At 42.3% G+C, this 24,543-nt stretch carries 25 protein-coding genes and 1 tRNA gene; 8 read left to right on the top strand and 18 right to left on the bottom strand.

Translation table 11 applies throughout. The annotated features are described in order from the left end of the window. The 4 genes from DLM75_RS01545 to murA all read right to left on the bottom strand — a co-directional run bounded on the left by DLM75_RS01545 (window position 1) and on the right by murA (window position 3,851). Window positions 1–636, bottom strand: a complete 636-nt coding sequence (locus DLM75_RS01545) for a hypothetical protein (RefSeq protein ID WP_241547801.1) — start codon at window positions 634–636, stop codon at window positions 1–3. 68 nt (window positions 637–704) lie between these two features. Further along, window positions 705–1,895: a SpoIID/LytB domain-containing protein gene (locus tag DLM75_RS01540; RefSeq protein ID WP_118966799.1), complete on the bottom strand. Its 1,191-nt coding sequence runs from the start codon at window positions 1,893–1,895 to the stop codon at window positions 705–707. 4 nt (window positions 1,896–1,899) lie between these two features. Further along, window positions 1,900–2,556: a 4Fe-4S dicluster domain-containing protein gene (locus DLM75_RS01535; RefSeq protein WP_118966798.1), complete on the bottom strand. Its 657-nt coding sequence runs from the start codon at window positions 2,554–2,556 to the stop codon at window positions 1,900–1,902. Beyond that, on the bottom strand, window positions 2,553–3,851 hold the full coding sequence (gene murA / locus DLM75_RS01530) for a UDP-N-acetylglucosamine 1-carboxyvinyltransferase (RefSeq protein WP_118966797.1): 1,299 nt from the start codon (window positions 3,849–3,851) through the stop codon (window positions 2,553–2,555). The genes DLM75_RS01535 and murA overlap by 4 nt, the downstream gene beginning before the upstream one ends. A gap of 191 nt (window positions 3,852–4,042) precedes the next feature. Here murA and DLM75_RS01525 point away from each other — a divergent pair, with 191 nt between their 5' ends. Further along, window positions 4,043–5,815 carry an apolipoprotein N-acyltransferase gene (locus tag DLM75_RS01525; protein WP_118966796.1) on the top strand — a complete coding sequence of 591 codons (1,773 nt, stop codon included), beginning with the start codon at window positions 4,043–4,045 and terminating at the stop codon, window positions 5,813–5,815. Window positions 5,816–6,004: 189 nt separating this feature from the next. On the opposite strand, the gene DLM75_RS01520 is transcribed toward DLM75_RS01525, so the two are convergent. From DLM75_RS01520 to DLM75_RS01510, 3 genes are all read right to left on the bottom strand, one after another. After that, window positions 6,005–6,760 carry an esterase/lipase family protein gene (locus DLM75_RS01520; protein ID WP_118966795.1) on the bottom strand — a complete coding sequence of 252 codons (756 nt, stop codon included), beginning with the start codon at window positions 6,758–6,760 and terminating at the stop codon, window positions 6,005–6,007. A gap of 189 nt (window positions 6,761–6,949) precedes the next feature. Next, a complete protein-coding gene (locus tag DLM75_RS01515) occupies window positions 6,950–8,074 on the bottom strand; it encodes a hypothetical protein (RefSeq protein WP_118966794.1) in 1,125 nt (374 codons plus the stop codon). A 44-nt stretch (window positions 8,075–8,118) separates the two neighbouring features. Further along, the gene (locus tag DLM75_RS01510) at window positions 8,119–8,529 is read right to left on the bottom strand and encodes an LIC_13246 family protein (protein WP_118966793.1); all 411 of its coding nucleotides are present in this window, start codon (window positions 8,527–8,529) and stop codon (window positions 8,119–8,121) included. A 217-nt stretch (window positions 8,530–8,746) separates the two neighbouring features. On the opposite strand from DLM75_RS01510, the gene DLM75_RS01505 reads away from it, so the two are divergent. From DLM75_RS01505 to DLM75_RS01495, 3 genes are all read left to right on the top strand, one after another. Then, entirely contained in the window at window positions 8,747–9,322 is a 576-nt protein-coding gene (locus DLM75_RS01505) for a hypothetical protein (protein ID WP_167731716.1), read from the top strand. A 61-nt stretch (window positions 9,323–9,383) separates the two neighbouring features. After that, window positions 9,384–10,580 carry an NADP-dependent isocitrate dehydrogenase gene (locus DLM75_RS01500; RefSeq protein ID WP_118966791.1) on the top strand — a complete coding sequence of 399 codons (1,197 nt, stop codon included), beginning with the start codon at window positions 9,384–9,386 and terminating at the stop codon, window positions 10,578–10,580. A gap of 55 nt (window positions 10,581–10,635) precedes the next feature. After that, on the top strand, window positions 10,636–11,304 hold the full coding sequence (locus DLM75_RS01495; RefSeq protein ID WP_118966790.1) for a hypothetical protein: 669 nt from the start codon (window positions 10,636–10,638) through the stop codon (window positions 11,302–11,304). Here DLM75_RS01495 and DLM75_RS01490 read toward each other — a convergent pair. Genes DLM75_RS01490 through mazG form a run of 3 tightly spaced genes read right to left on the bottom strand, consistent with a single transcriptional unit; the run spans window position 11,301 to window position 13,281 of the window. After that, window positions 11,301–12,083, bottom strand: coding sequence for a response regulator (locus DLM75_RS01490; protein ID WP_118966789.1), 783 nt, complete (start codon window positions 12,081–12,083; stop codon window positions 11,301–11,303). The genes DLM75_RS01495 and DLM75_RS01490 overlap by 4 nt on opposite strands. Further along, window positions 12,080–12,469: an LIC_13241 domain-containing protein gene (locus tag DLM75_RS01485; protein WP_118966788.1), complete on the bottom strand. Its 390-nt coding sequence runs from the start codon at window positions 12,467–12,469 to the stop codon at window positions 12,080–12,082. Before DLM75_RS01485 ends, DLM75_RS01490 begins: the two co-directional genes overlap by 4 nt. Next, window positions 12,466–13,281, bottom strand: coding sequence for a nucleoside triphosphate pyrophosphohydrolase (mazG, locus tag DLM75_RS01480; protein WP_118966787.1), 816 nt, complete (start codon window positions 13,279–13,281; stop codon window positions 12,466–12,468). Before mazG ends, DLM75_RS01485 begins: the two co-directional genes overlap by 4 nt. A gap of 152 nt (window positions 13,282–13,433) precedes the next feature. Between mazG and DLM75_RS01475 the strand changes: the two genes are divergently transcribed. Next, the gene (locus DLM75_RS01475) at window positions 13,434–13,958 is read left to right on the top strand and encodes a DUF6580 family putative transport protein (RefSeq protein ID WP_118966786.1); all 525 of its coding nucleotides are present in this window, start codon (window positions 13,434–13,436) and stop codon (window positions 13,956–13,958) included. A 103-nt stretch (window positions 13,959–14,061) separates the two neighbouring features. Here the strand turns inward: DLM75_RS01475 and DLM75_RS01470 are convergent, their stop codons facing one another. Continuing rightward, window positions 14,062–15,330, bottom strand: coding sequence for an LA_2444/LA_4059 family outer membrane protein (locus tag DLM75_RS01470; RefSeq protein WP_118966785.1), 1,269 nt, complete (start codon window positions 15,328–15,330; stop codon window positions 14,062–14,064). Window positions 15,331–15,449: 119 nt separating this feature from the next. Here DLM75_RS01470 and DLM75_RS01465 point away from each other — a divergent pair, with 119 nt between their 5' ends. Both DLM75_RS01465 and DLM75_RS01460 read left to right on the top strand, forming a co-directional pair. Beyond that, complete coding sequence (locus DLM75_RS01465) at window positions 15,450–16,385, top strand: cation diffusion facilitator family transporter (RefSeq protein ID WP_241547800.1); 936 nt, start codon at window positions 15,450–15,452, stop codon at window positions 16,383–16,385. Between the two features lie 43 nt (window positions 16,386–16,428). Then, on the top strand, window positions 16,429–16,983 hold the full coding sequence (locus tag DLM75_RS01460; protein ID WP_118966784.1) for an LOG family protein: 555 nt from the start codon (window positions 16,429–16,431) through the stop codon (window positions 16,981–16,983). 193 nt (window positions 16,984–17,176) lie between these two features. On the opposite strand, the gene DLM75_RS01455 is transcribed toward DLM75_RS01460, so the two are convergent. The 5 genes from DLM75_RS01455 to DLM75_RS01440 form a co-directional block, all read right to left on the bottom strand. Continuing rightward, window positions 17,177–18,331: an ankyrin repeat domain-containing protein gene (locus tag DLM75_RS01455; RefSeq protein ID WP_158586458.1), complete on the bottom strand. Its 1,155-nt coding sequence runs from the start codon at window positions 18,329–18,331 to the stop codon at window positions 17,177–17,179. Beyond that, window positions 18,277–19,224 carry an AEC family transporter gene (locus tag DLM75_RS01450; RefSeq protein WP_118966782.1) on the bottom strand — a complete coding sequence of 316 codons (948 nt, stop codon included), beginning with the start codon at window positions 19,222–19,224 and terminating at the stop codon, window positions 18,277–18,279. The genes DLM75_RS01455 and DLM75_RS01450 overlap by 55 nt, the downstream gene beginning before the upstream one ends. Window positions 19,225–19,273: 49 nt before the next feature. Then, window positions 19,274–19,345 (bottom strand) — tRNA-Thr (locus DLM75_RS01445). After that, window positions 19,325–19,501: a hypothetical protein gene (locus tag DLM75_RS24185; protein WP_158586430.1), complete on the bottom strand. Its 177-nt coding sequence runs from the start codon at window positions 19,499–19,501 to the stop codon at window positions 19,325–19,327. The genes DLM75_RS01445 and DLM75_RS24185 overlap by 21 nt, the downstream gene beginning before the upstream one ends. After that, window positions 19,491–20,123: a DUF2889 domain-containing protein gene (locus DLM75_RS01440; protein ID WP_118966781.1), complete on the bottom strand. Its 633-nt coding sequence runs from the start codon at window positions 20,121–20,123 to the stop codon at window positions 19,491–19,493. Before DLM75_RS01440 ends, DLM75_RS24185 begins: the two co-directional genes overlap by 11 nt. Window positions 20,124–20,286: 163 nt before the next feature. On the opposite strand from DLM75_RS01440, the gene DLM75_RS01435 reads away from it, so the two are divergent. Next, on the top strand, window positions 20,287–21,084 hold the full coding sequence (locus tag DLM75_RS01435; protein WP_118966780.1) for an SDR family NAD(P)-dependent oxidoreductase: 798 nt from the start codon (window positions 20,287–20,289) through the stop codon (window positions 21,082–21,084). 2 nt (window positions 21,085–21,086) lie between these two features. Here the strand turns inward: DLM75_RS01435 and DLM75_RS01430 are convergent, their stop codons facing one another. Both DLM75_RS01430 and DLM75_RS01425 read right to left on the bottom strand, forming a co-directional pair. Then, a complete protein-coding gene (locus DLM75_RS01430; RefSeq protein ID WP_241547843.1) occupies window positions 21,087–22,343 on the bottom strand; it encodes a formylglycine-generating enzyme family protein in 1,257 nt (418 codons plus the stop codon). Between the two features lie 422 nt (window positions 22,344–22,765). Beyond that, window positions 22,766–24,298 carry a DEAD/DEAH box helicase gene (locus DLM75_RS01425; RefSeq protein WP_118966778.1) on the bottom strand — a complete coding sequence of 511 codons (1,533 nt, stop codon included), beginning with the start codon at window positions 24,296–24,298 and terminating at the stop codon, window positions 22,766–22,768. Window positions 24,299–24,543 lie beyond the last annotated feature (245 nt).

Here is a 24,543-nt window from a genome sequence, read left to right as displayed (position 1 = left end):
TTATTGAGTTTTTAAGAATTTAGAGTACAGAGTTTTCCATTCTTTTTCTTGTACCCTATTTTTAAGAAGATCTCTAAATTGAATTTCCCCTTGTTCTTTTAAAATCCAACTTCCCCAAGAAGAGAGAAGTTCGTATTTTTTAAGTTCTCTTTTCTTATCCGAAGATTTGTCTCGGTTGAATAGTTTGAACTGTTCCCATGAATTGGGAAACTGGAGAAATTTTTTTGAAACAATCGCGTTCGTCGGATACAAGGCTTCGCAATAGGATTCTTCGAGCCAGCGCAAATCGACATTGTCTATATGTGGGGAAAAATAATGACAAATCTCGTGTCGAATGGACGTCGAAAGAATATTCTTTTTTTTTAATAGACTCGGATTTTGAAAATGGAATTGTTCCGACTCCAAGAGGAAATGCGCGGCTATAAACGATGGTTGTCCGGTTGTTCGTGAGAAGATTTTCGTGTTTTGAGAAATAAAAACGGAAACAGAGGACGGCTTTTTGAGATTGAGCCGTTCTGATTCATTATTTAATTCTAATATAAATTGATCCGCAAATTCTTGAATCATTTCCTTTGTTTCGGTTTTAAGAGGAGAATTCGGATCTTTTAGAAAATAAAATTCGTGACCTTCGATCACAAAGCGAATCGATTCCGCAAAAAGAGGAGAACAAAAAAAAGTGATAAGTAAGAGAAGAACGGACGGTTTCAAAGTTTCACAAGCCTAGCGTTCGGAAAATAGAATTTTAGAATTTCAGCTGACGTTGCGCCTTGAAACGCCATTTCCCTCGCACCGTACTGGCAAAGTCCAACTCCGTGTCCAAATCCTTTTCCTTGAATGAGAAAACCGTTCCGGGAATTTTCGATCGTAAAATCGTTACTTTTAATCTGGTTCCATCCCAACCCTTTTCCGATTTTGGATAGAAATACGGCGATGGGAATCGAAGAATTCCCGTTTTCGGTTTTCACTAAGACTTCCGTGACCCTGGATTCTTTTTGAATCGTTTGCAACTGCGTGATCTTCTTCAATTCCAAAGCTTTTTCAAGGTCGATACGATGGATAACGTTTTCCCAGCGAAATTGTGGGGATGTTTCGCAAAGAACCCGATTCGTTTTCCAAAGATCTTTTCCTGAGCGAAACATGTTTTCTTGGCTTTTATGATTCTTCCACATTACGGAAGGTCGCGAAAGGTTGCCACCGCAGGCCGAGTGAAAGAATGCTTCAAGAATGTTACCGTGAGAATCCTTTAAAATATAATGGGAAGAATCCTCTTCTTGAACTTTCGATTTCCGATCCGTTCGACCCGAGTATTGAAGACAATGCGTTAAATCGCATAGATCGTATCCTTCCGATTTATGGCGGTTTAGGTTTGCGAGCGCGTAGGAAAGAACTACCGTTTCCGCCGCCGATTTGAATTCTTTTTTCCAATTCGGAGCCGTAATGTTTTGCGGGTTCGTATGAAACAACGTTCCGAATTCGGACTCGGTCGCGATTCGGGTATATTCATTTTTTGGAATGGATAGAATTAGGGCGAGTTTTCCTTTGATGGATGTGATTTCCAAATCTCCGGAATAACGAAAGACATCTTTCCGGTTTGGAAAAGAAATTTCGTAGGTTCCGCCTAAAAAACCGATGAACTCTTCGGAAAAATTTTTGGATTCGAGATGAACTACGATACGATTCGCGTTCGCTTTCAATCGTAACGTCGAATTTTTCTTTTCGATGAATCGTTTTCCTGCAATGACCTTCGCATTCCAAGATCGGATTTCAATTTCCGTCGGCGTATATTTGGATAGAATTCCAACTCGAATTTTCGTCGGTATCGATTCGCTAAAAATCGTTTTGTATGGAAGTAAAAAACAGATTACAAAACAGAGAAATCCGATTCTTAGAAGCATAAAATTATTGAATACGAATCGCTCTCGGAAACGTAGGACACGCGGACACACACTGGCCGCAACCCGTGCACGCTTTCGAAAACGAAGGTTTGGTTCCTTTGAAGTTTACGACACCTTCTACGGGGCAACTATCCTTACAATTGGAACAAGTCGTTTCTCCCGTTTTGTGATTGAGACAAAATTCGAAAATACCTTTCGCTTGTCCGAACTTAGGCGCTTCCTTCAAAGGCAAAAGCGCTTCCTCTTTGCAAGCTTTGATACAAGGCCAGTCCTCACAAAGCATACATGCGTTTAAGTTTACGTCCATTCTTGGAACGTGTTTTTCCGTCGTTTCGTCGAAAACGGGAAACAAAACGCTATAAGGACAGGCATAAATACAATCACCACAACCGGTGCATTTTTTTAAGAATTTGGTTTCGTCTAACGCACCAGGCGGCGCCTGTACGTTGCGGATCTTTTTCTTTCTACTGGATTTGATTTGGTGCGGAAGAAGAAAGGCCGCTTCCTTCTTGGAATTCTTCTTCGATTTTTTTTTCGGAGCCGGTTTTGTTGGATGCTCGGATGTGATTTCTTTAAAACCGGATGCGATATCGGCGGCGCTTTCTTGCGCGAGGTCCAGCATTCTTGCCAGACCCTTTTTAAAAAAATCCTTTCGGTTCAATCTTCTCTTACTCGTTCAATTCTTGCGCCAAGTGCTCTTAGACGTGTATCGATGTTTTCAAAACCGCGATCGATTTGTCCGATGTTGTGAATATAACTCGTTCCTTCCGCACACAAGGCGGCGATGATCATAGCCATACCCGCGCGGATATCGGGACTCGCAACCTTCTGACCGTAAAGTCTGGAATGTCCGATCACGATGGCCCTGTGCGGATCACAGAGGATGATCTGCGCTCCCATCGCGATGATATTATCCACGAAGAAGAGTCTTGACTCAAACATTTTCTCGTGGATCAAAACGGTTCCTTTGCACTGTGTCGCTGTGACTAACGCAACGGAAGTCATATCCGCCGGAAATCCAGGCCATGGAGAATCGTCGATTTTCGGCGTGGCTCCGTGGTAATCAGGAATGATTTCCATCTTTTGATCCGCAGGAACTAAGATACCGTTTTCATGAGGGCGGACTTCGATTCCAAGACGAGAATAGACCATTCGAATCATACGAATGTCTTCGAGTTCAACGTCGCGGATCATGAGTTCACCGCCTGTGACCGCGGCTAAGCTGATAAAGGAACCGACTTCCAAATAGTCCGAACCGATCTTATGATCTTTTTGCGGTGCTTTTAAAGATGTTACCCCTTCGATCGTAAGAATGTTCGAACCGATTCCCGATATCTTTGCTCCCGCAGAATTTAAAAATTCACAAAGTCGTTGTACATGAGGTTCGCTTGCGGCGTGTCTTAGAATCGTCGTTCCCTCCGCGAAGACAGCGGCCATCACTGCGTTCTCCGTACCGGTAACGGAGGCTTCGTCCATTAGGATGTCGGCTCCTCGGAGTCGGTCCGCTTTGATTTCATATCCGTCCGGAAAAACTTCGATGCTTGCACCTAACGCTTGTAAGGCGAGAAGATGCGTATCAAGCCTTCTTCTTCCGATTTTATCTCCGCCTGGTTTCGGAAGAAAGACACGTCCCGTCATCGCAAGAATCGGACCCGCTAACGTCACGGCTCCTCGGATCCGGGAACAGAGTTCTTCGGGAAGTTGGTTTTTGAGATTCCCATCGTGTTTGAATAAAAAAGTTCCGGGTTCTTCTTCCGTAATTTCCATCCCAAGATGACGGAGGACTTCCATGAGCATAAGAACGTCTGAGATCATCGGGATATTGGTGATTCGAACGGTTCCGGGAACCATACAAACCGCTCCCAATAAGGGGAGGGCCTCATTTTTATTTCCCTGTGGAACCACGGTTCCATGAAGAGGGGTCTTTCCAATGATCTTAAAATACGAAGAACTCATAATGATAAATTGTAGAATCCGGTCTTTCTGGCAATCGAATTGTAGCCCGTCGTTATTTTTGAATCCCCTCGACGAAATACAAAACATCATCGAACGGAATCTTTGAAAACGATTCCCCGTTCTTGTCGATCGTCGTTTCCCGATGAATTCTGTTGACTTCTCGTCCCAAAAAGGAGATGAACGTTTTATCCATGGATAATTTTCACCATCGTTTTCAGCAATTCCAGAAGACAGTCTGGTTTAACCTATTCTGTTATTTTTGGACCGGTATTTTTTCTTTCTTAGCGTTCGCTCCCATTTCCTTGAGCCATTTTGTTTGGATCGCTCCCTTCGGCCTTTTTTGGCTCAGCCTAAAATATCAGGGTAAGTATAAAAAGTTATTCTATCAAGGTTTGATCATCGGCGTCGTCTTCTACGCGATTTCTTTTCATTGGATCATTCATATGGCGATAACGTTCGGAAACTTTCCGTATGTGATCGCAGTGCTGATTCTTCTATTTGCAGGACTTTTGTTTAGTTTAAAGTTCCCGCTTTTTATGATGAGTTTTTCCTTTCTTTCCGGAAAGATAGGTCGTCATTCGGTTTGGGTCGCGGGTTTTTGCGGACTTCTTTCCGAATTGATCGGGCCACAGTTATTTCCCTGGTATTGGGGAAACTTGGCCGCAGGGAATATCGTTCTCGCCCAAAACGTAGAGATTACCGGTGTCTACGGTCTGAGTTTTCTCGTCTTTGTCGTCTCCTACACTCTCTTCCAATCCAATCCTTGGCATTGGAAAGAAATTCTTAATTCGAAAGAAAAAAGAAACCAGTATCTTCGTTTTGTCGCCTTACCATCGATCCTCCTTCTGAGTTTTGTAATTTCGGGAGCGGTTCTTTATAAAAAATGGGAAAACGTAAAACCTACGAAATCCGTAAAAGTTCTCGTGATTCAACCGGACGCACCTTTGAGTTTCCGTGACGGAAGAGAAGTGAAAGAATCCATCGAGGCTCTTATGGCTCGGATCGAAAAACTTGCCGATGAAGGGGTTACAAGAATGGGAAGCAAGCCGGATCTGATCGTGCTTCCCGAAGCCGGTGTTCCATTCTTCTCTGCTCACAACACTCCTGTGACGACGGTCGCGAGAAGATTGTATTGGCATCGTTTTGATTCTTTGATGTTTCTTCTTGCGAACAAATACAAAGCCAACGTATTCTTTAACGAAATCGACGCGGGCTACAAAGGAACGCCTGGTGCAAAAAATCTTCGATACTACAACAACAACGTTCTCTATGATCCGAACGGGGATCGAAGGGATTCTTATCAGAAAAAATTTCTCCTTATGTTCGGAGAATATATGCCATTCGATTTTCTCTACGAGTTGAGCCAACAGACGGGAAGATTCGAACCGGGATTAAACCACAATCTCATCCGTTATTATACTCCTCAGGAAAAGGAGAAAGCTCCGAAAGGCCTTCATCTTGGATGGTTGGATACGGAGAATCTAAGCCACGAAGCGGTTCGTGCTTACTACGAGTCTGCAAAAACGGAAGTGAAGGAATCAGGAAAATTTCTTCCCTTGATTTGTTACGAAGTGATTCTTCCCGAATTTGTGAGAGAATTTAGAACGGCTGGAAATCCTGAGTTTATCGTCAATCTAACGAACGATAAGTGGTACGGAACTACGACCGAAAGCGATCAGCACATGGAACTCGGAAGGCTTCGTTCTATCGAACTTCGAAGATGGATGGTTCGATCCACGAACTCCGGGATTTCCGCGAACATAGATCATCTCGGACGTTTTGTGGGAGGAAAAAAAACCGGCCTCATGACCTCCGAATCTCTTTCCGAAACCATCGACGTGATCGATTCTCCCCCAACGTTTTATACGCAGTATGGAAATTTGATTCCTTGGTTGATGCTCTTTCTCACGGGAATTTATTATTTGAATCTCCTGATCGGAATTAGAAAAGGAAAGAAAGTCTAAAAGAAAAGTCATCCTTTCATTTGAACTTTTCTGAAATTAAAAAGAAAGGATGACTAACGTTTCCGAAACTTGAATCAGATTCTGTCCGAAGATCCTTTAGCGAAGACGAACCGTCGGCGAAGATGCGGACGTTCTTTTTTTTGCAAATCGTAAAAAAGCAAAGTTTTGTGATTTTCCTTTTTACGATTTTTACTCCCTGCTTTCGAATTTGCCTTTGGTCAAAAACTGGAATGTCGCCGTCTGAACTTCCGGAGCATCCATAATGAACGTATGGGTCCTTGGGACCAAAAGAAAATCCTTCATCGTCGGAAGTTGTGCGCTTTCTACGGAAACCTTTCCGTCATCTTCCCCTGGGATCAGCATAGAAGAAATCGGATCCCAACTCCGATCACCGGTGATCACCCCGAATTCGAATTTTGGATTTCCCAAGCCCGAAAGAAATTCATTCGGGCCCGCCTTTAATTGGGAAAGAATGGGACCGAAGATCCAACGGAAGAATGGGATTCCGCTAAAAAAATTCGCTACTTCGCTTCCATGATTCGGAGGAGCCAACAAAACGACTCTTCCTAAATTTCCAATCGAATGTTTTGATAAAAAATATCGAAGTACGATACCGCCCGCGGAATGAGTTACAAAATGAATCCTCGTAGAAGGATATGTGCAGTTTGATCGAATCAAAGGAAGAATATCGTTTTCCGCCACTTCCTCGATTCCGTATTGTCTGGAAGGGTAATCGGCAAAAACGACTAAGAACCCTTTTTGATCCAGAAATTTCCCTAAGGACTCCAGTTGTTTTCCCGATCGTAGAAACCCATGAATCAAAATGACACAATCCTTTTCGGAAGAATTTCGGTTCCATTGAGCGGAATCGAAAAAGTTACAAAAAACAAAATTGGACAAAGAGAAAAGTAAGAATATTTTCAAGAATCTAAGTTTTATCTTCATAATTCTACTTCGAATGAGAATATTCTAAAATACGAAAGTAATGCAGAGCGCATGCGATTCTTATCTTCCCCGATGAAATTCGATTTTGGCCGTATGCAAACAAAGAGAAGCATTTTGCTTATATCCTAGTTTCTTTTTTTGTTTGAACCGTTTTTTTTATCATTATCCTTTCGTAGATTTCAAACATTGTCATGGGTTGATGAGATAATAAGAAAGAATTCCTTGAAACGGTTCATTAAAACCGGAAGGTAAATTTTTTCCGGGACAATGCAAATGTAAATCCGCTAAAGAATAGATCTGATAGGGCTTTGCAAAAAACAAACGTATAAAAAAGCGAAGAACGGAAGAAATATTGGAAAGAACATTGATACTCCCGACGGCTTGTTTTCTAACGATTTCCGCGGAACACCCTTCGTCAAAAGATATCTTTTCTCTAAGAGGGAGTTCGTATCCTGAAAATGGTTCCTTTGCCGTTTCGAGAACTTCGAACTTTGTGATTTTTCCCGAAAGAAGGTTTTTTCCGTTTGGATCCAAAAGTGCGATCGTTCTGAAATAACCGCCTGGAAAGGAATCGTTTCCTAAAAAACCCCCGGTATAAAATCGAAAATCCTTTCCATTGATGGAACGAAGAAGCTCCCATCTTTTGCTGTATTTATAGACTTCATAATTCGTAAGGAGATGTTCCAAACCTCCGGTCCCTAAGAGTTCTTTTTTCTTTCCGTCTTGAATCAAATACCCCCATGCGGATTGGAAAGAATAGGCGATATCCGCTTGCACAAATCGGTTGGCGTCTTTCACGGGATATTTTCCTCCTGAAAGGGAGGCGCCTTGTTTGAGTCCTGTTTTAAAAGATAAGAATAACTTAATGTCCTCGGTCTCCTGTTGAATTTCGATTCCTTCCGAATTCAATTCCATTCGATTGTTCTCGATTTTCAGATTGAATTTCCCTTTCTCTGCGATCAGTTCTTTGGAAGAAAATTCTTTCGTGATAAATCGAGTTCCTTCTCCTAAAGTATGAATCACCAAGCTGATTCCGCAGTTCCTTGTTCCAGGGCCGAGGTTGCTGACCAAAAAAGTTGCGTAGATAAAAGTTTTATCATCGGTAAAAGAATAATTCCAAGCTTCGAAATAACCTTCCTGTCCGTATGGTTGAAACGAATAATCTTTCAGACCTGCTTTTTTGAGAAAGACTGCTTCTTCCGCCTTGGGTGATTCTAAAAAGAGAACGCAGTTCGCAAAAATTAAAAATGCTACAAACTTACGAAGAGACGGAATTTTCAAAAAACTTTTTCCCAGATGAAATGGCTTCGACATGCGGAAGATCCTTAACCCTGGGAAAAAAATGATCAAGCAGAATCTTATTTGGTGGAAAAGGTTTTCGTTTCTTCTTCTTCCGCGAAAACGCAATCTTTTTCAAAAAGATCGGATACGCAGACGATATCGAAGACGGGATGATCTTTTGTACCTTCGTTCAAGAAACGATCTCTTTCTTCTTGAATCCCGTCGATATGAATCCAAGATTCATATTTTCCGTCGGCTTTTAGATAGATCAGAAAATCGTGTTCCCCTAATTTTTTTAAGAATGCTTCGAAATTCTTAAATCCTTCTTTCTCCAATTGGATTCTCAGCTTTTGAGAATTGCTGAATTGAGAGTAGGGAGTTCTTGCAACGTAGAATTGATTTAACACGGATACGATGTTCGTGAATTCTTCTTTTCTACTTACCAACTTCTTCCATTCTCCTCGATCTAAATCGACTGTTTCTTTCATGTTTTTACCCCTTCGCAAGAAGCGGTTCCCGGAACTTTCGGGACGGAGTTTTCAAATCGGTTTTTTTCTAAAAAACGTATAAAAAAGTGAGATAGAAGGATTCTAAGGGTGAATAGAATGAATCCTCGGAGGAGATCTTGAGGAACGCCTTTCGGAAGTTGTCTGTTTAATAAATCTTGCTAAAAAAGCGAAAATCAAAATAGTATCATTCAGAACTATGGAATCCGATCTACTGGGAATCTTTTGGACAGAAAAAATCAAGCTGACCCAATATATTATCCAGACCACGAAACATTACAGTTCCAACCAGCTTGATTTCTCCGTTACACCGAGGGAATCCGTCCGTTCTTTTTTGCAAGCTATGGTTGCAGGCGACTTCTTTTTGAGAGTTTCTCTTCCGATCTCCATCGGGATCAGTTCGATTCTTCCCATCTCCAGACAATCGGAAGAAGAGATCGAAAAAGACCTGGTTCGTTTCCGTGACCAGTTCGGATCTCCGGCCCTTCCGATTCATCTCAAAGACATTATCACTCAAAGCGCAGAAGAACTTTTTTTCGAGGATTGTAATCCGGAACTAAAGCCTCTCTTTTTACGCTGGAAAAGAATTCTGGTACGCCTGGAAAAAACGATCCAAGGGTTGAGTATGAAAGATAGTCTGAAGTATCGTTATTTTTCTGTCATCGGAATCGTTTCGCTTCCGGTCGCGATCAACTATTTTGAAATGCAGAACCTAACATGGCTCCGAAACGGAATCATGAAAATCACGGAAAATCCAAAATTTCCTTCTCAGTAGAACTTTAAAATAAAATCATATTCCACTATCGTATCATCGCAAAATTTTAAAGGAGAATTCAATGGCAAAGATCAAGGTAAAAACCCCGCTCGTAGAACTGGACGGGGACGAGATGACTCGGATCATCTGGAAAGAAATCAAGGATAGATTCATTCATCCTTATCTCGATATCGAACTGGACTATTATGATTTAGGCGTGGAATACAGGGACAAAACGGAAGACAAGGTCACCGTAGATTCCGCTCATGCGATTCAAAAATACGGAGTCGGCGTTAAGTGCGCGACGATTACTCCCAATCAGGACCGAGTCAAAGAATACAATCTCAAACAAGAATGGAAATCTCCGAACGGAACAATTCGTTCCATTTTGGATGGAACCGTTTTCCGCAAGCCGATCATCGTAAATAATATTCCTCCAGCAGTTCGTTCTTGGAAAAAACCGATCACGGTCGGTCGTCACGCTTTTGGGGATCTTTACAAGGATACAGAACTCTACATTCCGGAAGCCGGAAAGGTGGAACTGGTTTACACTGGTAAAGACGGAAAGGAAAAACAAAGAGCGGTGATCCACGACTTCGACGGAGCCGGTGTGATCATGGGACAGTTTAACTTGGATAAATCGATTCTGAGTTTTGCTCAGGCTTGTTTTAATTATGCGATCTCCGAAAAGATCGATCTTTGGTTTGCGACAAAGGATACTATTTCCAAAAAATATCATGCAAGATTCCGCGCCATTTTTGATGAATTAGCAAAAGCGAAAGCGGCTGATCTCAAAAAAGCAGGCGTCGAATATTCCTATTACCTCATCGACGACGCAGTCGCGCAGATCATGAAGAACGAAGGCGGAATGCTCTGGGCGTTGATGAACTACGACGGAGACGTGATGAGCGACATGGTTGCATCCGGTTTCGGATCCTTGGGTCTGATGACTTCCGTTTTAGTTTCTCCGGACGGAAAGTTCGAGTACGAAGCCGCTCATGGAACGGTGACAAGACACTATCGTAAATACCAGCAGGGCGAAACCACTTCTACAAACTCCGTCGCCTCCATCTTCGCGTGGACCGGCGCTCTGATCAAAAGAGGGGAGTTGGACGGAACTCCGGACGTCGTGGCATTCGGACAAAAGCTTGAGAAAGCGGTGATTGATACGATTCAAGGCGGGGAAATGACAAAAGATCTAACCCTTCTTTGTACCGATCCGAACGCAAAATCTCTGGATACCTTTCAGTTTATGGAAGCGATCCAGAAAAAACTTTAATTTGATTTGAATTCGATTTCCCGACCGTGTTTCGGTCGGGAATTCTTTCAAGAATATGAAACTCAAAAGCCTTCTCCGAAAATCAAAAGAATTTCGAAGAGTCGAGGGTATTGCGTTTTTGATCTTCTTCCTCTTTTCCTTTTCTATCCTTTCCCAAAAAGCTCCTAAAGAACCAACTTTACCTTCCGAACCCACGATCAACGGAGATTCTCGAAATCCGAGAGGGGAAACAGGGAAGCAAACCGGGAGTGGTTTGGATGAGAAAGGTGAGAAAAAAATCAAAGTGATTTTTTGCGATGGAAGGGAAGTCGAAGGTTTTTGGAAGAACGCGCCGAACGAGTTCAAGTTCAAACATAAAAAAAGCAATATCACGTATTCGAAAGCGTTGAAGCTGGAAGAAGTTTCCAAAATCAAAATTGTCACCTGGAAATTAAAGGCTTCGAATCCAAGAAAAGAAGGAACTCCTTATCGAGCCGAGCCGTATCAGATTCAAATGTTTTCTTTTTCGGGAGAATCCTTTTTGAAAGAACCATTGGAAACCGGAGAAATTCAGCAAATTTCGTTTAACAATCAATTCGGTGATGCGACACTTTTCTTATATTGGAATGATCTTCAATACGAGAACGGACAGTGGTTTTCCGGTTTAAAATCGTTTTCGGGAGAATTTAGATCGGATTGTCATCCGGACGTGATCCGCGAGATTCAATTCCCCGCAGTAAATTAAGTTTTTTGAATATATTCTAAAATATTTCTTTCGGAATAAGGTTTATGAAGAATCTGAACGTTTTTCGGAAGTTTTGAAACACTGATTCCTTCGTTTTCTTCCAGTCCCGTGATAACTGCGATCGGAATGGAATCGAAACGATTCTCTTTTCGAACCTCGCCGACGAATTCCTCTCCGGAAAGGTCCGGCATAATCCAATCGGTAAAGATATTTGAAATGTCCTCATTCGCTGACAAAAGAAATTCCAAAGCTTTTTTTCCTTCCGTAAAAGCCTGAACTTGAAAGCCGTTCTTTTTTAGGATTTTCCCGAGCAAAAGAAGATTGAGTTCGGAATCGTCGACGATGACGACCTTTTTGTTTCCTTTGGGAACGGGAGGGTTTGCGCTTACCTGACCGTACGCTAATTCTATGATTTCTTCGATCACCACTTTGAATTCCTCGATTCCCGACGGTTTCGGAAAAATTCCGTCAAAGCCGAAATCCTTCGCCTTATCTCGATTTGATTCTATATCGCCCGAGGTTATAAGATAAATTTTAGAGTTCTTACAAGCGCTCGGTTTTTTATCTCTTAGGCTGGTCCGAATGATTTTACAAACAGTAAATCCGTCTGCGTCGGGGAGAACCATCCCGATTGTTATCAGATCGAAAGATTCTTGAAATGCAAGGTCAATACCTTCTTTTGCAGTTGCCGCCTCCACGATTTGAAAATCTTCCGCAGGAAAAAAGGAGGAGATGATTTTTCTGACCGTCGCTCCGGAATCTAACACTAATACTTTCAAATACGATTCTCACTTGCATTGATTTCGGAAATTCCATCCTCATATATTTGAATGGATTGGATCAATTCGCTTAGAATCTGTTGGGAATCTTCGATCCATTCTCCGTTCGGTTTGGTCCATGAGAGCGAATTTGATTTATTGGTATCGAGGCTGAGATAATAGATCGGTGATGCTAAGGGCGCGGAATTTATATTTTCGGGAATTAAAGTAAACGATCCAAAGATCGAAAAGACGGTTTTATATTTTTTTTCACAGACGAAAATTTGAAAAGAACGCGGCCATTCTTCCGGATCCGATTCCGGTTTTAAAGAAAAAGAAACGTTCAGAAAGGAGATAAGCTCCTCCGTTTTTTTAATTCTACTTTCGAATGAACTCGTCTGATTCATAATTCTAATTCTTTGGCTTTGTCCCAAAGTTTATCCATTTCTTGGAGATTGGAATCCGAGGGCGCCTTACCTTGACTCTGTAACGTTTCTTCTATGTATTGAAATCTCGTTTTGAATTTTGCGTTCGTTCTTGTTAGCGCGGATTCGGACGAAATTCCCAAATGTCTTCCTAAATTTACGAGACTGAATAAGAGATCTCCAAATTCTTCTTCGATTCGAACCTGATTGGATCCGTCCACTTTTGTCCGACCGTATTCAACCAAGAACTCTTCCATTTCCTCTCTGACTTTCCCTTCTACATCGGAAATATCTTTCCAGTCAAATCCAACCTTTGCGGCCTTCTTTTGATATTTCTCTGCTTTTAAGAGAGAGGAAAAATTTTCCGGTATGTTAGTAAAAATAGACGAGTAACCTGGTTTCTTCTTTTCTTTATCTTTGATTTTTTCCCAATTTTCTATCACTTCTTGGGAAGAGGAAAGTGTGAGTTCTTCGGGACGGAAGACATGTGGATGTCTGAAAATTAACTTATCCGCAACACGTTCTGCAACGTCTGCTAAATCAAAGGCATTTCTTTCTTCTGCAAGTCTTGCATGAAATACTACCTGAAACAAAAGATCGCCTAACTCTTCCTTTAAGAGTTCGTCGTCTTTTTTAAGAATTGCTTCGATGACTTCCTGCGATTCTTCGATTAGATAAGGAACCAAGGTTTGATGATCCTGTTCTTTGTCCCAGGGACATCCGTTTTCCCCTCGAAGCGTAGCGGTTACGTCTCTAAGTTTATTGATTTCTTCGTTCAGTGATCTGAATGGCATCGTAGTCCCCTAAAATTCCAGAATGGGAATGATCCTATTTTTTTGGAAGGAGCGTAAATCGCACGTCTTTTCGGGAGGTTTTGGTTCGGGATTGGATTGACGGGAACTGCAAAAAACGAGTATAGTAATAAAAAATACTTTCTAGGCGCTCTATGATACGTTCAAAAAGTCTTATTGTTTTCTCTCTTATTCTGATCGCGGTTGCTGGTCGTTATTTTCCACATCCGGCTAATTTTTCGCCGATTCTCGCGATCTCTCTTTTTGCAGGAGCTCATTTTGCTTCCAAAAAACTTTCTTTGGTTCTTCCTGTTCTCTCACTTTTGATTGGTGACATGTTCATCGGGTTCCATGATCTGATGCCGGTTGTCTATGGGATGTGCCTTCTGCTTGTCGTGATGGGATGGAAACTGAGGGCTTCTTCTTCGGTGGGAAGAATCGTACTTTCTTCTCTTGTCGGATCGGTCGCGTTCTTTGCGGTTACAAACTTTTTCGTTTGGTTGACTTCTGGAATGTACACTTTGGATCTAAACGGATTTGCTCAGTGTTACATCATGGCAATTCCATTCTTTCCGAACAGTTTGTTGGGAGATCTATTCTACACGACCGTTCTTTTCGGAGCCTTTGCTCTGATTGAGAAGGCCGGTTGGTTGAAACTGGCTCCTGTTGCCGTGAAATAATCGGGATTCTTTTTGAATCTGAATTCAGTGTAGTTCGGAGTTCCGACCTCGATCTACACTGAAAATCTCCTTCTTCTTTTCTTGGTAAGAATCTGAAACGGTCTTATAAGATTAGAGAAACTCCTAAATAAAATCCATAGTAAGAATCTACGACCTCTTTCTCCAGAGCGGGTCTCGTCGATGCTAAGTCAACGGGTTTGGTGATTGTATTCAAAGCGGTCGCGCTGACAACATCGGGAATTAAGAGAGAAGCGTTGTAATTGTATCCTGAGACGGACGATCGCATCTCCGTATATTGAAAACCAAACGTAAACTTTAACCAGCTTGTTCTAGAAAAAGAAAGTCCCGTATCCAGTTGGTATCCCGTTCTTTTTACGAGATTCTCCCCAGCCGAGCCGGCGGTTTCCATCACGAGAAAATTCTGAATTCCGTTATAGTTTGTCGTTCCATTCGTTTTCAGATGATATTTTCCCAATGTCTTAAAATAATCGGCGCTTGCGTGAAATTGAAAATAGGAATTGAGCTTCTTTACGATTCGAAATCCGATCTGTGGTCCGAGTCCTCCGGCCTTTTCTTCCATGTTTCCAAAGCCCAATCCTCCCGGTAAATTTCCATATTCTTTGGAATAGGTATCCAAGTTTCGGATTCCTAAAGAGGGGCCGATTCTCGTGCCGGAACCGGTCTCAAAAAAATACAAGAGATTCAGTTGGATATCCGTTCTTCGAAGTTCCGGACTGTAAACACTATAGGATTGATTTAAGTTTCCTGGAGTCGGGTTTACGTTAACAGAAGAATAAGACGGATTGATTCTAAAATCTAAGAAAGTCGCCTCTACTCCAAATTTTTTGGATTCTGTTAAATATAAAAAGCGAATCGGATAGGCAGTCTTCGTATTTCCTTGAGGGCTGGAATAAAAATTTCCTGTGTTGTTTATTAGGTGAGCGTCAAAACCGCCGATCGCCGCTACGGAATTAATATTTCGATAAGCACCCGAAGTGTAAAGAAACGTGCTCATTTCGTTTGTGGAGACGTTTTGTCTTCTTGCTAAAGACTCCGGAACCCAAGTCGCTTGATGAAAGAGAACTCCGATTTCAAAAGTAGCACCTTTCGGAGTCTTGTTCAATTCTTGTTCGTGGAGAGCGTTTCTCAGTTCGGCCGCGTCCGTCCTCTTTCTTTGAATCTCCAAAATCAACCTTTGTCTTGTTACTGGATCTTGTGCTTTTCCCGCTTTCACTTCGAGTTCATCGGCTTCTCTTTCCAGTTGATCCGGATTCGGTTGCGGGGCTTTGGCCTGGGAAAAAATTCCGGAGGAAAGAAATACGATCAGGAAGTAAAAAAAGAGGGAAACTAAGTTTAGAATTTGTTTCTTCATATAATTTTAAGAGTGAGAGTTAGATAAGACGATAGGATTCGAAATTCAAACATTTTTTTCCTAAAAGAGGAAAAAGAAAAACATTACAGAATTCTCTCCCCAGAAAATAAAGAAAGGAGATGACCTTAGAAACAGAAATGATCCGAGCACAATCCGATGAGAAAAATCTGCTTCTGAAAAAAAGGGCCTCGATTCTCGCGCTCTTGGTTTCGGGAACTCTCCTGATCTTCAAGTCGGGAACGGGATGGTGGACGGATTCCATCGCGGTCTGGGCGTCCGCTATGGATAGTGGTCTCGACTTTTTAACTTCTCTGATCAATTTATTTGCGATCCTCGTAGCTTCCAAACCCGCCGACGAAGACCATCGATACGGTCATGGAAAAGCGGAAGCGATCGCGGGACTTCTCCAAAGTTTATTTATCTTTCTTTCCGGCTCTTTGATTCTTTACAAAGCGGTTCATTCTTTTTTTGATCCTCCGAAAGAAATTCAAGATCTCCCTGGAATCGTCGTGATGGTTTTTTCCTTGAGCCTTACCATTTTTCTCGTTTTGTATCAACGATACGTTCTGCGAAAAACGGGTTCTCTCGTTATCTCCGCTGACAGCGTTCATTATTCTTCCGATATTTTGAGTAACGGTGCCGTGATTCTTTCCTTGATCGTTGTGAGAATCACAGGAACGATCCAGATCGATTTTATCGTAGGTTCGCTCATTGCACTCTATGTGATTTGGAGTAGTGCAAGGATTTTTCGTTCGAGTGTGGATATCTTGATGGATAAGGACGTATCTCATTTTTATCGTCCTTCCATCGCTCGGATCATTCAGGAATTTAAACCGGAAGTTTTTGGATTTCAAAAACTCCGGACGCGCTCCGTCGGCGATTTACATATTTTAGAATTTCATCTTTCTATGCCGGGAAACTTGACTCTTGATAAAATCAAAAATATTACCGATTCCGTCGAAGAGAGATTAAAATTGGAATTTCCTACGATTGAAGTTTGGATTCATCCCGTTCCGTTGATCAAGAACGAAATTGAAAATAGCAAGGAAATTTGAATTCTGAAAAAGTCTTATTGAATAGAACTAAAAAAGAGAGATTATGAATTTTACCAAGTCAGCTGTTTGTGTTTTTTGCGGTTCTCGCAACGGTAACAATCCCATCTATACGAAAGTCGCGCAGGAGCTCGGAGCCCTTCTCGTTGAAAAGAATCTCGATCTTGTTTACGGAGGTGCCTCCTGCGGACTTATGGGAACGATCGCAGATGCAGTCCTTGACAAGGGCGGGTCCGTTTCCGGAATCATTCCCGACTTTTTGACTGTAAAGGAAATCAAACACGATCGTGTGAAAGATATGATGATCGTTTCTTCCATGCACGAGAGAAAGTTTAGAATGTATGAAAAGTCCGCCGGTTTTATCGCCCTTCCCGGCGGAATTGGAACTCTCGATGAACTCGTGGAAATCACGACTTGGAATCAACTCAAACTCATCTCAAAACCTTTGGGATTGTTGAATACAAATGGCTATTTCGATCATCTCTTCAAACAATTGGATCGAATGGTGACCGACGGATTTATGGATCCGTCAACTAAGAACGCGCTTGTCATTTCCGAGGATTCGTCCGAACTTTTGGATTTGTTAATCGCGAAGTTTTGAAATCGTTTCTTCTCGAAAAATAATCGACTAATAGTGATTTGTTTTTTTCGGCTTTTCCGCAAAAGAAATGAGTTCTTCCGAAATTTGATCTGAGACGGACTTTAAGTCCGTTTTCAAAAAGTTTTTTCGGTTCGTTGATTTGTCGGAACAAGGATGATTCTAAGATTGGAAGAATCGAATTTTCTTTCGGAAACTATTCTTTCTCAGGTTCCGGTTCTAAAATTTGAACGAGTTCTTGTTTTTCGGCTTCTTTTGCGAGATCCAATGCGGATTTTCCTTCTAAGTTTTTTAAGAATGGAGAGGCGTTTTCTTCGAATAGAAGTCGGACGATCGAGACTTGATCCTGAATCACGGCAACGTGAAGAGGTGTGTTTCCATCGAGGTCGATGGAGTTCGGAGAAATATCAAGCCGGAGAATTGTCTTACAAAGATCTTCGTCCCCCGTTTTTGACGCTTCGAATAGGCGCTCGACTAAAACCTTCTTCAGAATCTTCACTACGTGATGGTATTTCTGTCTTTCCGCTTCCTCTAAACCCGTTTTCCCGGATGAATTGATCTTAAGTGGATCGGCTCCGATTGTAAGAAGTCTTTCGAGACATTCCACGCTATCGTGCGACGCCGCGAGTAAGAGTGCCGTGTTTCCATCCGCATCACGATTTTCTAATATGGATTTGCTATCTTCCCTTTCCAAAAACAAATCCAAGATTTCAAAATCATTGTGAAGAGATGTGAGATGAAGAACGGTTCTTCCTTCCGAGTTTTTTTTCAGAAAATCCGCGTCTTGGTTCAAGAGATATTCTACGATGAAGAAATGTCCGAGATCGACTGCAAGAAGTAGAGGAGTATAACCTTCTCCGTTTCTTTCTTCAAGGTCGGGGCGAGGTTCTTCGTTTTCATAGACCGATTCCACGATCTCCATATTTCCGGTACTCACTGCTTTTGTAAGTGGAGTGTTACCTGCAAAATCCTTTTTACCACAATCTGCGCCCGCATCTAAAAACCTTCGAATCAAGTCTTCATTTCCAAGATCCAAAGAGGTTAACAAAGGAGTTTCTCCGCGAGAATTGGTTTCGTCGGGATCGGCACCCGCTTCCAAAAGAAGTTCGATCGCTTCTAAATCCAAATTCTTAACAGCCCAAGAAAGAACCCCGGAGCCATAGTTGTCCCTATAGTTTTTCAACCAATCTGTTAGGACGTCTTCTCCTTCCATTTCGGAAAGGAGCCTTGTGATTTCTTCATTCTTTCCGGTTTTGACCGCGGAAAAAAGGTCGATCAGTGATTCAGAAAAATCGGTCAGAAAAAATTCTCCAAAAGAATATAGAGTAGAAATAAGGTAGGAACCGAGAATAGAAGTCCGATTCCAGGAAACGCCGCCGAAAGGATGGGTCGAAATCCCATCTGAAGAGAAACGATCGACGCGGTGATCATCGGAGCCATTCCCGCTTCCAATACCGCAACCTTTGTATGTTTCGGGTTTACTTTCAGAAAGTAATAACAAAGAAATATTAAAATCGGCGCAAAAAGCAATTTATAAATGAGTCCGATTGCAAGGGCGCTTCCATAATGGGATTCCGATTCTCCTTTTTGAGAATTTTGATCGGGAAGTTGCAATTGAAATCCGACCGTGAATAAGGCAATTGGTACCAATGTATCTCCCAAAATTCGAAACACGGAATGGAGTTCTTCCGGGATTGTGAAAAGTCTTAGGAAAAACGAAAAAAGTAAAGCAAGAAACGGTGGGAAACTAAAGAGCTTTTTCAGGATGGGCTCGAAGAGTTTTTTATCGTTTCTTTTTTCATTTTCGGGTAAGTAGCGGACCGCAAGGATAAATCCCGGAATCGCCAAACAGAGAAATGTTCCGAACTGATCCGCGATTAAGACCGCATTGGTAACTTCTTCTCCGTAAAACATTCGTAAAACCGGAAGTCCGACAAAGGAAGTGTTTCCTAGTCCGCAACAAAGAGTCACTGCAATTCTGGTCTCCAAAGTCCAACGAAAGAATTTGCCCGCAAAGTAAAAGAAGAGGATCGATATTCCGAAGACCAACCAAGGCATGAGAGCTAAATAAACGAAGGAAATCTCCAAAAGCATCGCCGGAACGTTCGCTAAGATGAGTGCGGGCAGGGAAACATAGATTACGAAAGCTCCGAAAACGTGACCTGAATTTTCCGGAAGAATTCTCCCTCGTTTGAGTAACCAACCGGCAAAAAGACAAACTGGAATTAATACGAAATGAGCCATCCGAGGACACAGTGCAGATGGGAAACGATAGGGCAAGAGTTTTAGAAATAGCCCGCTGCCGGAATTGAACCGGCGACCTTTTCATTACGAGGGAAATGCTCTACCCCTGAGCTAAGCGGGCGGAAAGATTCCTTTCGGGAAGGGAAAAATCTTCACTGCAATCTCCGGAACAACAAGGTTCGATGTTCGTTTTACAAAGACTACACTGACCGTGTCCGTGCACATACACAACTTCAGAAAGTTGATGGCAAACGGGACATTCTCTTTTAAGATCCATCTCTTCGCGACTTCTTGAATTCTTTTACCATCATCGCAGTGATACTGTCAAGATGTTTCACTTGTTCTTTGAGTTCCGGTTTTTCATGGCGGGAAGAAAAAGAATAACAGGAATTCTTAACTCCTCTGTCTTTCATCCACCAATGACGTCCGATTTCCCTTCTTTCCCTGGCCGGTAGCTCTCCTTCATACATTTTGTACTCGTCGAATTGCGCTGGAAAGTTTCTTTCTTTTAAGTAAAAAGCATAAGCGGAATGGAAATTCATCGCCGCATTTTGAATCAATTCGTTGATGTGAAGACAACCCATGGTTTTATCCGCAGGAAAACGGCTCATCAGTTTCGAATAAGACATCTCTTCGCCGACTAGATAATCGTAGTTTCGGATCGCGACCGGACAGGTTTCGTAGGGAACCCTCTTTTCTTCGACTCCTGATTTTACGATTTTCATCGTAGTCAAATCGACTTCAAGATAAAGAGTCATATCGTGATAGGGATCGTATTGGTTTACTTCTATGATACAAAACGGAGGAGATTCTTCCGGAAACCAATAGTATCGACTTTCATAGTTTCTTTGAAAATCCGTATTTCTAAATCGAATTCTATCCTTGATTTCCTGTAACATGCCTGCCCAAACCTCGCATTATTCGGAGGTATCTTTTTTAAAAAGTGCCTGCCGAATTCTTATAAGTTCATCTTTTTAGAACACTCGATTCCCTAAAGAATTTTTTAGGCTTATTTTCAATTGCTTTTTTTGCCTTTCTTATTATCTTCTGTTCGGCTTAGATATGACGTCCTTCTTTTTGGAAAAATCGTTTCTTGTTACCGGAGCCAGTTCCGGAATCGGAAAGGCTCTCGTTCTGGATCTCAACAAAAAGGGTGCGGTCGTAGGTGCGATCGCTCGAAGAAAAGAGCTTTTAAAAGAATTAAAAGACAAGGCCGCGTTTCCCGATATGATATTCACTTTTCCGGGTGACGTTTCCGATTCTTCTCAACTCAAAAAAATTACGGAAGATTTTAGAAAGAAAGTCCGACGCATCGACGGAATCATTCATAGCGCCGGTATTAGTATGCGAGCCCTCGCAAGAGAAACCGAGATGAAAGTTTATGAAAGTCTAATGGAGGTAAATTTTTATCCGCTCGTCAATCTTTTCAAACTTTGTGAAGCGGAACTCAGACAAAATCAAGGTCATTTTGTGGCAATATCTTCGTTACAAGGAAGATTCGCAACTCCGTATCGTTCCGGTTACGCGGCCAGCAAACACGCCGTTCAAGCGTTTATGGATAGCATTCGGCTCGAAACTTTTGATAGCAGAATGCACGTTATGACGGTTTCTCCGGGTTATGTGAAGACCGATATTTCGGTGAAGGCATTGTCATCGGACGGTTCCGCCTATGGAATTATGGATGAAGGAATTAAGAACGGACTTTCTACGGAAGTTGTCGCTGATCGAATTTTAAGGGCGATCGAGTCCGGAAAGAGAGACTGTTATCCTTCTCAGTTTCGGGAGCTTTTTGCTTTTTGGATCAGCCGATTCTCGCCTTCGTTATTGGACAAACTTTTAAGAAGAGCGAGAGTGACTTGAGTTTATCTTCCAGGTAGATCCCAGACCAAACGGATTCCGGCTCTTCGATCGGATCTCAAATTGGGAATGCCCCCAAAAGATCTGTGATACACCGTTGATTCTTCCTTTGTAGATGCGAAAGAACCACCTCGGATCACTTTGTGCATTTTTCCAAATGCGCTTCTTTTGAGAGAATGTCCTTTGTAAGGAAGGTAATCCGAACTCGTCCATTCCGCAACGTTCCCACACATTCCAATCACCCCGTAAGGACTCGCCGATTTTTTTGCGAGTTCATACACGTTGATCGTATCCTGTTTTTTGGTTTCTAACGTATTACAGAGGAGAGGATCGAAATCGTTTCCAAACGGATAATCAAGAGGATTCGGATAGAAAGAATAAGACTCGTCCCGATTGATCATCCAGGTAAGTCCCGTCCCGCGAGCGGCCTTCTCCCACTCCATTTCCGTGGGTAGACGTTTTCCGGACCAACGCGCGTAGGCTTCCGCTTCGCGGTATGTGAGACCGTTTACAGGATGATTTTCTTTACCCGTTGGAAGAATCCCATTCGGCCAGTGCGGAGGCGGTTGAGTATTTGTTTCCTTTAAGAATTTTGAATATTCTTGATTTGTAACTTCATACTTATCGATGTAATAGGAGGAAATGTCTTGGAGATTACCTCGATCCGGTTTGAAATAGAATGGATTGTAACTATCTTCAGACGCGTCATTTCCTTGCCCATGAAGAAAGAATCCCATGGACTCGTAGAACAATTCTCCGTTTTGTTCGTATCCGCCGGATACGAAGACCATTTCTTTTCCGTCTTTCGGATGTCTAAGTTGTTTTGCCGGCCGAGTCCTTCTTCTCTCATCCGCAAAAAAAGCGCCCGGCTCTACATAAGCGACTTCTTGTTTGTAATCTTGTATAAACGTTCCTGCGGCCAAAAGACTTTCCGGAACTCCGGCGTTCGCCGAAAAGGATCCGAAGAGTTCGACTTCGTTCGCTTTTCTTCCTTTAGAAGTATTTTGATAAGCGACAGAGATTTGTCGGATTGAGAACAAGCCGATTTCCTTTTCCGGATTGGTTTGTAAAACTGGATATTCCGATCTTCTTGCAAGAATCGCCTTGATCTCGTCTTCTTCCTTTCCGTAAAAAACGGATCCTCTGCGGATTCGAATTTTTACTTTTCCTTTTCCGCGATAGACCGCCTCTACTTCGCCTTTCCAAAACGGAACCATTCTTAAATTGAGGGATGGGTCTTCCTGATCTTGAGAAAATAGCATCGTCGATTCTACCCCGATCCAAAGAACAAAAAGTAGAATGAAAAATTTTGAAATTGTAAGAATGCGTGGTCGGATCATATTCTCGAATCGTTGATGGAAGAGCGGGATTCTCCTTAAATCTTCGGCAAAAATCCGTCGCTTCCAAGGAGAATTTTAGGGGGAAAGTGGATTTTGAGAACTTCGCCTTTAGTAATGGATTGAGGATTTCAAGAAAATTTTCGGTCTATCCACTTGTTCCGACAAACTATAGACTCCTGAAAAACACTTGATTGCGGACTTGAAGTCCGTTGCTCAAAGGATTTCGGAGATTCTTACTTTGATCGAATCGGAATCAAAGAATTCTTTTTGTAGGAACTCCAAAAAGAAAAACCCCGTCTTCTTAAGGACGAGGTTTGAACGTTTCTTTTTGGTTTCAGAAATCCTTATTTCTTCTTTGCTTTGTAAGGAGGTGGACCTGATTTTTTGCTTCGGTCTCCACCACCGCTCCTGGCGCCGCCTCCGCCGCTTCCCCCGAACTTGGAACGCGAGCCTCCTCCGGAACCGCCCCCACTCGGTCTTCCGGAATAGCTTCGATCCCGATTGTAACCGCCTGATTTACGCGAAGGTTTTCTGTCGTCGAAACGTTGTTCCGCTTCGAATTTCATACTCGGATCGAAAGTGCCGCTTTCTTTATGAATCGTAAGTTTGAAAAGTGCCGCGGCGATATCAAGAGCCGTGTATTCGGTTCCCATCAACCTTTCGACCTGATTCACATATTCGCTCAAATGACCCGCGTCTACGAGCCCTCTGATCTTCGCGGTATAAGAATGAATTTTAGTTTCCTCAAGATCGTCTAACGTAGGAATTTTTCCGGGTTCGATTTTTACGCCGTTCGCACGCTCGATTTTTTTGAGATTGTAGATTTGTTTTCCCACAATGAAAGAGAATGCGATTCCTTTTTTACCGGCTCTTCCCGTTCTTCCGATTCTATGAACGTAGTCTTCGCCGTCTCTCGGCAGATCATAGTTGAAAACCGCTTCCACGTTATTCACGTCGATTCCTCTTCCCGCCACGTCGGTCGCTACTAGAATCTCGATGGTTCCGTTACGAAACCCGTTCATCACTTTGTCTCTTTGTTTTTGGTTGAGATCTCCGTGAAGACCTTCCGCAAAATATCCGCGTGATTTTAACAACTCGACCAATGTGTCGACTTGAGCTTTTGTATTGCAAAAGACGAGAGCGAGTTTGATGTTTCTGTGCTCGATCAATCTTGCAAGGGCTTCTCCCTTCGCACTTTCTTGAATTTCAAAGTAGATTTGTTCGATTTTCGGAGCGCTGAGTTTCTGATGTGTTACGTCGATAATCTGAGGACTTTTTTGAAAACGTTTCATCATATTCAAGATGTCGTCTGTCATCGTTGCGGAAAACATGATTGTCTGACGTTCTGCCGGAGTGTCTTTTAGGATGATCTCCATATCATCTCTAAATCCCATATCCAACATTTCATCGGCTTCGTCCAACACGACGATCTTTATCTCATCCAGACGAATGGAACCGCGTCTCATGTGATCCATCATTCTTCCTGGAGTTGCGATTACGATCTGAGGATTTTTTCTCAGAGCTCGTAATTGTCTGTCGATTTCCTGTCCGCCGTAGATCGGGACAACCTCAAAGTTTCCTTTGTACTTCATCAGCTTTCTAAATTGTTCGCTGACTTGGATCACGAGTTCTCTCGTAGGGCAGAGGATCAATGCTTGCAGACTCTTGGAATTTACTTCCAACTTTTCGATCGTTGGAATCGCGAACGCGGCGGTTTTACCCGTACCAGTTTGCGCGTGTCCGATGATATCTTTTCCTTTTAAGATGACTGGAATTGCGTCCGATTGAATCGGTGACGCTTCTTCGTATCCCATTTCAGCGATCGCATTTTGGATTTCGGTGGATAAGTTTAGTTCACTAAACTTGAGTTTCTTCATAGATGTTCCTTTTAAAGTATTGAATCATCCCATATTCCGGGAACCTCTAATACTTTGAATTTTCAAGATGAACTATCCGGAAGATCAAAAAGCCAATTAAAACGAGAGGAAGGCTGGAATCAGGAGATATTTTGTGTCTGCGTAGATAAGACACGCTGTATGACTATAGTTTGAAAATAGGCTATTTTTACAAGGATAAAAGAAAAGGTCGAATTTCGATTTTTGAATTCATCAAAGGAGTTACG

This window comes from Leptospira stimsonii (genome assembly GCF_003545885.1).
GTDB classification, from domain to species: Bacteria; Spirochaetota; Leptospiria; order Leptospirales; family Leptospiraceae; genus Leptospira; species Leptospira stimsonii.
This window is presented reverse-complemented; position numbering and strand designations above follow the sequence as displayed.